This window comes from Microvirga guangxiensis (assembly GCF_900102135.1).
GTDB classification, from domain to species: domain Bacteria; phylum Pseudomonadota; class Alphaproteobacteria; order Rhizobiales; family Beijerinckiaceae; genus Microvirga; species Microvirga guangxiensis.
In genome coordinates, this window is the sequence record NZ_FMVJ01000005.1 from 128,968 (window position 1) to 137,807 (window position 8,840).

The window sequence follows — 8,840 nt, forward strand, 5'->3', positions numbered from 1 at the left end:
CTCTTTTGCGTCCTAACGCCCCTTAAGAGTTAGTTTCGATATAGCACTTCCCGTCAGGTGATCGGGTGTGTCGGAATATGGACGCCCGATGAGGTCCTACGCACCTTCATCCGCAACCGCGTTGAAGCCTTGTCGGTGGCAACAGGGCTGCAGGCTTCGCAGATGGCCGCGATATGCCGATGATCCGTTCCGCAGCAGCCTCCCAGAACGCAAAGCCGCTTCAATGAGTTACGGAGCGAGCGATATTGGAGGCCGAGGGCCGCCGGGTCCCCGTCATCCAGTTCCGTGGCGGCGTCGAGTTCTGCATGGCTTAAAGCAGAAGCATTGGCTCTGATGCCCCTGATCCGGTCGAGCCAAGGCTCGTTGCCGGTGAGAGCATCTTCGAAATGCTTCGGGTGCGCGCAGTTGATCATGTAATAGATGGGACCTGCGCGAGTGCCGTCGTCAACCTTCTCGATTGCCTCCTGCAGGGTATCTCCGGAGGGCAGGCGGCCGTCGGTTTCGACCGTGAAGGAGATCACCACCGGCATGCCGTTTTTCTGCGCGGCGCGCACGATGCCGATGGCCTCTTCAGCATAGGTCATTGTCATGGCGCTGATCATATCCGTCGCGGTGTCGCGAAACACCTCGACCAGCGGCGCATGATATTGCTCCGCTTCCTCGGCGCTCATCCGGTCGTCCGCTTTGTACCCGTCGCCGCGCGGACCCAGGATGCCGTTGATCACGATGGGCGTGCGGTCGGTCGCATAGGCCTCGCGCAATTCATCGGCGAAGGCGACGGATTGGCGCTGAACATCCGCCAGGTCTTGCGCTGAATAGCCGAGCTTCCGGCCCCAATCCGCATTGGTGCGCCATGTGACGGTGTCGAGAATGAAGCCGACATTCTTCTGCGCCGCTGTCTCGAGATAAGGTTTGAAATAGCGCTTCAGGGTTTCGCGCCCGTCCTCGTTCATCACAAGCGGGAAGGCGGCGAAGCAGGGCAGGTCGATACCATCATGGAAGACAAGGGTCGTTTCCAACCCGCCATCGGTCAGGTAGTCGCCGCCTGAGAGCTGCGGCAGTTGATCTCGATACAGAGCCATGGCTCGTCTCTCCCTTGAAGCCAGCCTGCATGATGAAGGGAGAGAGCATTGCGGTCTGTGAGGCGTGTCACACGGAATCCCGTGTGTCTGCGCTGTCGTCGGAGGAGCGGTAAAGGTGTGAAGGATGGAGCACGCGGATGCAGTTGCGGCTCAGCTCCACCCAACCCCTGCGGCGCCAGTTCTGAAGCTGCCGATTGACGCTTTCGCGGCTGGCGCCCACGAAGATGGCGAGTTCCTCCTGGCTCACATGCAGGTCGCGGCCGTAATCCTCGCTGAGCGCAACGAGGCGGTGGGCAAGGCGAGCTTCCAGCGGCAGCAGGGCTCGCTCCTCGATCTGCGAGCTCATCCATCGAATGCGCTCGCAGAGCAGTTCGATCAGCCGCGTTGCCACACTAGGACGCCGCTCGAGCAGGCTGAAGAAGTCGCGCCGGAGAACCGTGTAGAGCTCCGTAGGCTCAACGGCCACTGCATCGGCCGTGCGCGGGCGTCCATCCAGCAGCGCGACCTCGCCGAAGACATCGCCCGGCCCCAGCAGGTTGAGCGTCAGACGCTTGCCTGACGGGCTGCCTGTCGCGATCCGGATCTGCCCGCGGCGGACCGCATAGAGCGCGTCCCCCGGGTCCCCTTTGAGGAAGAGCGTCTCGCCCGGATCGAGGTGACGGGATACGCAGAGCACCGCGATGGCCTCGATGGCTTCGTCGCCCAGCCCCGCGAAGAAGGGGTTGGCCTTGAGCAAGAGCGCGAGATTGTGCGGTACGGCCATTGAAAGCCCTTCGTCGCGCATGACAGCGTGGCTGCAGTGTGACCGACGTCACAGAAGGCAGGGCCCGGGAGGCGCATCATCGACAGTGCCGATGTTGGCAGAAAGCCCTGTCTTCAGTCGGCGCAGTCTAGCATCAAATATGCTGGGAGGCATGCCATGATGCAGAACACCGCCTCGCTATCCACGTCCGAACTCGCCCATTACAGCCGCCTTGTGCGAGCCGTCGCCAGGAGCGCCGTCAAGTCCGCGCGCTATTTCGTCGTGCTCACCAGAAGGGCCGCCACGCGGGAGCGCACCCATCAGCAGCTGACGCAGCTCGACGCGCGCCTGCTGGAGGACGTCGGGCTGGAGCCCTTCGATGTCTATTACGGCTGGCGCGGCTCTAGCCGATAGCGCCTGACGCCTTTCGCCTCACGGAGAACGCCAATGAGCCTCTATTCCCGCTATATCGGCCCGAAACTCGTCAGCTGCCTTTGCTCGATGGATGACATCTCTGCAGAGCGCGAGCGGGTCATTCCTCTCGCACGCGGCGTTGTGCTCGAGATCGGAATGGGGCCCGGATTGAACCTGCCGTTCTACAATCCGGCGGACGTGACCAAGGTCATCGGCGTCGATCCGAACGACGCGTTCCTCCATCTCGGCGAGGCGAGGCAGCGCAGCAGCCATGTCCAGGTCGAGATCGTGCGCGCTCCCGCCGAGGCGCTGCCTCTCGGGGATGAGACCATCGATACGGCGGTGATCACCTACACCCTGTGTTCGGTCGAAGATCCCGAGCAGGCTCTCAGGGAGGTCAGGAGAGTTCTCAAGCCGGGGGGCAGGGTGCTCTTTCTGGAGCATGGTTTGTCGCCGGAAGAGGACGTGGCCCGCTGGCAGCATCGGCTCAACCCGATCTGGCGTTCGCTCGCGGTGGGCTGCAACCTCACGAGACCGGTCGCGGAACTCCTCAGGCAAAACGGATTTTCGATTCAGGAGATGGAAGAATACTATCTCGGCGGCGCTCCCCGCGTCATCGGCTTCCATTGTCGGGGCGTCGCTCAGGCTGGCTGATGATCTATGCGGTGGCTCCATGGGCGAGCAGCCCTAAATTCCCTCTATGCAGCCCCCTCCGCCTCAGCACAAAAGCAAGACCCGAATTTTTCCGGTCGTCCTCGGCCGGCTCGCCGTCGCCGGTTTGCTCGGCTTGGCAATCCTTTCCTGCCTGATTTGGGCTGGAATGGTTGCCGTTCCTCGCCACCTCAATCCCTTTGCGCCGCTGCACATCGCCGATGAGGTGAATTGGCTGACGCGGATCAAGCTCTCACGTCTCGAAGGCGACGGCTCTCAATGCCTGGCTGTGCTGGAGAATTCGGATGTTTCCTACAAGCCCATTGCTGATCGCCGGAGCGATGACGGCTGCGGTCTGTCCAATGCGGTCGAGATCGCCGGAGCCTCGCGTGCTGTGAGCCGCAGCTTCACGGCCTCCTGTCCGTTGGCCGTGGCATGGGCCATGTTCGACGAGCATGTCGTGGGGCCCGCGGCGCGCCGCCATCTCGGGCAGGATGTCGCCCGTATGATCCACGCCGGTACCTACGCCTGCCGAAACATCAACCACCGCGCTCAAGGGCGGCGTAGCGAGCACGCAACGGCCAACGCCATCGACATTGCCGGTTTCGTGCTGGCCGATGGGCGGGAGGTCGACGTGAAGCGGGACTGGGAGGGCGAGGATCAGCGTCGCGCAGCGTTCCTGCGGGCTGTGCGCGATGGCGCCTGCAGGTTCTTCGATGTCGTGTTGAGCCCCGATTACAACGAGGCGCATCACGATCATTTTCACTTCGACATGGGTTCGTATCGCGCGTGCCGATGAGGGAAAAGAAAAAACCAGCGCCCTTGCCCCCAGGCGCTGGTTTCCGACAGCGGGTCTGATTGAAGCTATGCCCGAGCCTTCAAGGTTTCAGTTGTGAGCATCTTCCACGCAAAGCCTGTTTTTTGCTTTTGCGTTCGACGCTTTTAGTTGACGGCGTATGAGGGGGTGTCGCCCATGAGGGCTGCCTTGGCCGCCAGCAGCAGCGCCTCGCCCAGCTCGCGTGCATGCTCCGGCGTCATCGCCACCGGAAGCTGCCGGCGCACCCCGCTCTCGTACTCCTCCGGCGTCGAAGCCATCTCGATCACCATCATCGCGTCGCGGCCATCGAGCGTGCCCACCGAGAACGAGGTGAGGGCTCCGATCAGGTCCATGTCAGGTTTCATTGGTTTATGCCCCTACGTTGTTGGCAAGGAACCTACCGCGTCCGCACCCCCCTGTCTGCTCTCCGCCCAGAGAGTGGATTGTGTTACATCTCTGAAAGACCAACGAAAAACGGGCTTGAGAGGTCTCCGAGGCGCTATCTGCCCCAGAGAAGCCCGGCTTCGCCTAAACAGTAAGTCCTTCACCGAATATTGTATTGTAGTGACAGTTTCCGTAGAAGAGACTATGTTATAAAGGGTCAATTGATAATGACTCGCGCCGATGAGGCGATGCCGTCCATTGCGCACGCTACGGACGCGGTAGAAAGGGGCAATTCGTGGTCTTCTGGTTGATGGCGTCGGCTTGCAGGCATCGTTCCTCCATGCATGGCTCGCAGGTCGAGGCATGAGCGCGGGTGCCGGCATGCCTCCCCGTCGGGGCTCACTTCCTGTGACGAGGCAGGACGTCCGGTCGGCCATCGAGGCCTGTTACTGGGAGGTCACGTCCCTCGGCGCGCCGGAAACATGGCCGCAATATCTGCGCACGCTCGTCACCATGATGCTCGGCTCCCGGCAGCCCATGTTCATCCTCTGGGGCGCGGACCGCACCATGATCTACAATGGTGGTTACGCTGCCATTCTAGGCGCCCGTCATCCGAAGTCCCTGGGGCTGCCTTTCGCAGAGGTATGGCCGCACCTCGCCGCGGAGGCGAGCGCAATCATCGACAAGGTTTGCGCGGGAGAGGCGGTCCATTCGGAGGATCTGACATTCGCGACCCGGCGGACGGGCTATTCGGGCGAAGTGAGATACAGTTTTTCGTGCACGCCTATTCATGACGAGGCCGACCGTGTCGTCGGGACCCTTTGGGTCTATGGCGCGACAGAGATGCAGGAGCGAGAGGAACAACATCTGAGGTTCCGACTCGAACTCGATAAGCGGCTTCGCTACATCAACGATCCACGGAAAGTCATGGCGGTGACGGCAGAGTTGCTCGGCCGGCACCTGATCGCGTCCCGCGTCAATTACGGTTATATCGAGGACACGCCCGACGGCGAGATCTTCATCGTCGAACGGGACTGGACCGATGGAAAGGCGCCAAGTCTTGTCGGGCAATATCCCGTCTCGGGGTTCGGCGCGTCTCTGATCAATGTCCTGAAAGCCGGGAATACCGTGTGCCTGCACGATGCTTTCGACGATCAGTTGACGGCGGGAGAGGGGATCGCTGCAACCTATGTCGCCATCGGCGCGCGCTCAGGCATCACGGTGCCCCTAATCAAGGGCGGGCGCATGGAAGCCGCCCTGCTGGTGCATCAGGTCGAGCCGCGCCACTGGCGCGAGGATGAAGAGGTTCTGGTTCGTCAGGTGGCCGAGCGAACCTGGGAAGCGGTCGAACGGGCGCGGGTGGAAACCGCCCTGCGCGAGAGCGAGGAGCGGATGCGCGACATTCTGGAAAGCATCAACGATGCTTTCTACGCTGTGGACCGCGAATGGCGCTTCACCTATGTCAACCGCAAGACCGAAGAGTTGTGGCGACGCAAGCGCGAAAGCCTGATGGGCAAGACCTATTGGGACGAGTTTCCGGAGATCGTCGGGAGCGAGCCCTACAAGGCTCACATCGCGGCGATGGAGCGGCGCATCCCCATTCGCCTCGAAACGATGTCGCCGCTCAATCAGCAATGGCTCGAAATCAGCATCTTCCCGACGGCGGACGGCGGCCTCTCCATCTATTTTCGCGATGTCTCAGATCGGAAGAGCGCCGAAGAGCATCGAGAGCTGCTGATCCATGAGCTGAACCATCGGGTCAAGAACACCCTGGCGACCGTCCAATCCATCGCCGCACAGACCCTGCGCGACGTCGGCGTGACGCAGGAATCGCGCACGGCCCTCGAGGCGCGGCTCCTGGCTCTTTCAAGAGCCCATGACGTCCTGACGCGCGAGAACTGGGAAGGTGCATCGCTGCGCGAAATCGTTGCGCAATCCATCGAGCCTTATCGCGGGGTTGGCGAAAGCCGTCTGAGGGGTGACGGACCGGAGGTCAGGCTGTCTCCGCGCATGGCGCTTGCTCTCGCCATGGCGTTGCAGGAGCTTGCGACCAACGCGGTCAAACACGGCGCACTCTCGAATGCATCGGGGCGTGTCGAGATCGTCTGGTCCTTGGACGACACGGTCGAGCCCGCACGCCTCCATCTGCGCTGGGAGGAGAAAGAGGGCATGCCGATTCAGCCGCCGCAGCGCCGTGGCTTTGGAACCCGGCTCATCGAACGCAGCCTGGCGTCCGACCTGCAAGGCAATGTCAAGATTGACTTCGCGCCCACCGGCGTCGTCTGCACGATCGATGCGCCCATGGACGAAGGCGACCTGCCGGTTCACAGGAGCCTTCTCAAAAAATCCGCCTTTGCCGCTTAAAGGCAAGAAACAGGGGTATGGCGGAAGCTGCGAGCGCTGATTTGCATCTGACGTGATGCAGCAGCCTCTCGCAAGCCGCAGTGGGCTATCTGATTTTTCTTCGCTTGGCTGGCGTATCAAAGCCCAGCTTGGCGCGTTGAGAGAAGAGGCAACGGGGACTGGTCGCATCGATTGAGGGCAGGGGGCGGAGGTCGTCATGCTGCGTCATTTCTGGTGTACTCTCGCGTGCCTCGTTCTTGCCGTCGGCTTTGGTGCTGGAGCGCCGGCCTCCGCCGAGCCCCAACTCGATCTGGCTCTGGTTCTCGCCGTCGATGTGTCCTCGTCCATGGAGGCGGAGGAGCAGGGATTGCAGCGTGCCGGTTTCGTGGAGGCGTTCCGTTCCGCGCTGGTGCATGAAGCGATCCAGAACGGTGCCACGGGGCAGATTGCCGTCACATATGTGGAATGGTCCGGAGCCAAGGATCAGACCGTGCTCGTGCCCTGGACCGTCATCGATGGGCCGGAAAAGGCGAAAGAGTTTTCCAAGCGCCTCGCGAGCAAGCCGATTCGACAGGCTGGCATGACGTCGATTTCCGGCATCATCGATTTCAGCCGGGACCTTTTCAAGGAACTCGGCGGAGTTCCCGCGCGGCGTGTCATCGACATTTCAGGCGATGGACCCAACAACGACGGGCGCAAGGTGGTGCTTGCACGGGATGAGGCCATTGCCGAGGGTATCACGATCAACGGTCTGCCCATCATGTTCGGACGAACTCAGAACAGCCCGGAGATGGACGGCCTCGACGTTTATTATCATGAATGCGTCATCGGCGGCGCAAGCTCGTTCATGATCCCCCTGCACGACCCCGAGCAGTTTGCTATGGTCATCCGCACCAAGATCATGCGGGAGGTTGCTGGAATTGAGGATCACCGGCCGAAGCTCGTTCCGACCCAGTCCCGGATGAACTGCGTGACAGGCGACAAGAAGAACGCCGATGATCCGAATGTTCAGAAAAACCCGTAACGCATCAGCGCATGAGTCCCGCAGCTTTCAGTGCCTTCGTGATGACGTCCCCAATATCCGGACCCAGCGTTGCGGATGGCTTTGCACGAGGCGATGCCTTCTGCTGCGGCGGAGGGACCGGTTGGATGGAGACGGCTTTCGGCGAGACGCTCGCCTTCTTCGACACCGCATGCGCCGTCAGGCCCATGAACTTAGCCGCATGATAGCTCGATGAGATGCCGACTTCGAGCAGGAACGGGCCCGCTGCGCCGTAATGGTTCTCGCCGTTGCCAGTGGCAAGCGGCGTTCCATGCGCCATGCCGGTGATGACGTATTCCTCGATCACGTCCTCCCCGCTCTCGTTCGTCCACACGCGGCGCGGATAGCCATCCACGATCTCGCTTCGGCTCGGATGAACGGACACTCCATGGACGTTGGTCCATTGCTTGACGATCTCACCCGCATTCATCGGCTTCACCGTTGCGTCCGCGCTGCCATGCCAGATCGACACTTTCGGCCAGGGGCCGCGATGGTGAGAGGCGTTGCGCACCAGGTTGCCCCATGCTTCCGCCGGTTTCTCCTGACCCTGGAACATGGCCTCGAATGCCTCCGGCACGCTGGCCGCGCTTCGGTAGGGGAGGCCGGCGATGATCGCCCCGCCCGCGAACACATCGGGATAGGTAGCCAGCAGAGCGGCGGTCATCGCGCCGCCTGCCGACAGGCCGGTGACGAAGACACGCTTCCGGTCGATGCCATGGTCGCGGATGGCGCGTTCGACCATCTGGCGGATCGAGGCAACCTCGCCCCTGTCGCGTTCGGTATCGCCGGTCTGAAACCAATTGAAGCAGCGCTTGGGATTGTTGGCCTCCTGCTGTTCGGGGAACAGCACGACGAAGCCGTAGCGTTCGGCCAGGGTGGACCATCCGGAGCCGTGATCGTACCCCGCAGCGGTTTGGGTGCAGCCGTGGAGAACCACGACGAGTCCGGGAGAGGGGGTGAGCTCCGGCGGCGCATAGCTGAGCATGCGCAGATTGCCTGGATTGGCGCCGAAATCGCGCGTTTCAGTCAGGCGATCAGAAATGGGCCGTGAATGTCCGGATGAAGCTGCATTCGCGGCTGCAGCTTTCATCAATCCTTCCCATTGGCTGCGGTGCCGGGCCAATTGGCGGATCATGGTGCCTAAACGCTGCATCGGGTCTATCTCTCAAAAATCTGAAAGACTGATAACACCCGATGCCCGTTTTTGTTGCAATGCAAAAATTATATGGTGCAGCGCAATAATTCGAGAGAATTTATATTCCTACGCAATGCATGCAGGAATGCCGGGAGGTTCTCAGTTGACGGCGTATGAGGGGGTGTCGCCCATGAGGGCTGCCTTGGCCGCCAGCAGCAGCGCCTCGCCCA

Annotated in this window: 9 protein-coding genes; 5 read left to right on the forward strand and 4 right to left on the reverse strand. The window is 61.6% G+C overall.

Annotated features, from left to right (window positions below; genetic code table 11):
- Positions 1–53: 53 nt before the first annotated feature.
- Both BLP10_RS09470 and BLP10_RS09475 read right to left on the reverse strand, forming a co-directional pair.
- The gene (locus BLP10_RS09470; protein WP_091133726.1) at positions 54–1,082 is read right to left on the reverse strand and encodes a homocysteine S-methyltransferase family protein; all 1,029 of its coding nucleotides are present in this window, start codon (positions 1,080–1,082) and stop codon (positions 54–56) included.
- Between the two features lie 67 nt (positions 1,083–1,149).
- Positions 1,150–1,845 carry a Crp/Fnr family transcriptional regulator gene (locus BLP10_RS09475; RefSeq protein WP_091133728.1) on the reverse strand — a complete coding sequence of 232 codons (696 nt, stop codon included), beginning with the start codon at positions 1,843–1,845 and terminating at the stop codon, positions 1,150–1,152.
- 156 nt (positions 1,846–2,001) lie between these two features.
- Here BLP10_RS09475 and BLP10_RS09480 point away from each other — a divergent pair, with 156 nt between their 5' ends.
- The 3 genes from BLP10_RS09480 (at position 2,002) to BLP10_RS09490 (ending at position 3,688) form a co-directional block, all read left to right on the forward strand.
- Positions 2,002–2,238 (forward strand): YjiS-like domain-containing protein, encoded by a 237-nt coding sequence (locus BLP10_RS09480; RefSeq protein ID WP_091133730.1) that lies wholly within the window; start codon positions 2,002–2,004, stop codon positions 2,236–2,238.
- Positions 2,239–2,271: 33 nt separating this feature from the next.
- Positions 2,272–2,892 (forward strand): class I SAM-dependent methyltransferase, encoded by a 621-nt coding sequence (locus BLP10_RS09485; RefSeq protein ID WP_091133733.1) that lies wholly within the window; start codon positions 2,272–2,274, stop codon positions 2,890–2,892.
- Between the two features lie 166 nt (positions 2,893–3,058).
- Positions 3,059–3,688, forward strand: coding sequence for an extensin-like domain-containing protein (locus BLP10_RS09490; RefSeq protein ID WP_210183612.1), 630 nt, complete (start codon positions 3,059–3,061; stop codon positions 3,686–3,688).
- 143 nt (positions 3,689–3,831) lie between these two features.
- Here BLP10_RS09490 and BLP10_RS09495 read toward each other — a convergent pair whose 3' ends face one another.
- A complete protein-coding gene (locus BLP10_RS09495) occupies positions 3,832–4,071 on the reverse strand; it encodes a hypothetical protein (RefSeq protein WP_139165458.1) in 240 nt (79 codons plus the stop codon).
- A 382-nt stretch (positions 4,072–4,453) separates the two neighbouring features.
- On the opposite strand from BLP10_RS09495, the gene BLP10_RS09500 reads away from it, so the two are divergent.
- Entirely contained in the window at positions 4,454–6,454 is a 2,001-nt protein-coding gene (locus BLP10_RS09500; RefSeq protein WP_139165459.1) for an HWE histidine kinase domain-containing protein, read from the forward strand.
- Between the two features lie 196 nt (positions 6,455–6,650).
- Complete coding sequence (locus BLP10_RS09505) at positions 6,651–7,457, forward strand: DUF1194 domain-containing protein (protein ID WP_091133739.1); 807 nt, start codon at positions 6,651–6,653, stop codon at positions 7,455–7,457.
- A 4-nt stretch (positions 7,458–7,461) separates the two neighbouring features.
- Here the strand turns inward: BLP10_RS09505 and BLP10_RS09510 are convergent, their stop codons facing one another.
- Positions 7,462–8,565 carry an extracellular catalytic domain type 1 short-chain-length polyhydroxyalkanoate depolymerase gene (locus BLP10_RS09510; protein ID WP_244510468.1) on the reverse strand — a complete coding sequence of 368 codons (1,104 nt, stop codon included), beginning with the start codon at positions 8,563–8,565 and terminating at the stop codon, positions 7,462–7,464.
- Positions 8,566–8,840: the final 275 nt, after the last annotated feature.

Coding starts and splice junctions, on each gene's coding strand:
- BLP10_RS09470 (WP_091133726.1), bottom strand. CDS start 1,082: ATGGCTCTGTATCGAGATCAACTGCCGCAGCTCTCAGGCGGCGACTAC.
- BLP10_RS09475 (WP_091133728.1), bottom strand. CDS start 1,845: ATGGCCGTACCGCACAATCTCGCGCTCTTGCTCAAGGCCAACCCCTTC.
- BLP10_RS09480 (WP_091133730.1), top strand. CDS start 2,002: ATGATGCAGAACACCGCCTCGCTATCCACGTCCGAACTCGCCCATTAC.
- BLP10_RS09485 (WP_091133733.1), top strand. CDS start 2,272: ATGAGCCTCTATTCCCGCTATATCGGCCCGAAACTCGTCAGCTGCCTT.
- BLP10_RS09490 (WP_210183612.1), top strand. CDS start 3,059: ATGGTTGCCGTTCCTCGCCACCTCAATCCCTTTGCGCCGCTGCACATC.
- BLP10_RS09495 (WP_139165458.1), bottom strand. CDS start 4,071: ATGAAACCTGACATGGACCTGATCGGAGCCCTCACCTCGTTCTCGGTG.
- BLP10_RS09500 (WP_139165459.1), top strand. CDS start 4,454: ATGAGCGCGGGTGCCGGCATGCCTCCCCGTCGGGGCTCACTTCCTGTG.
- BLP10_RS09505 (WP_091133739.1), top strand. CDS start 6,651: ATGCTGCGTCATTTCTGGTGTACTCTCGCGTGCCTCGTTCTTGCCGTC.
- BLP10_RS09510 (WP_244510468.1), bottom strand. CDS start 8,565: ATGAAAGCTGCAGCCGCGAATGCAGCTTCATCCGGACATTCACGGCCC.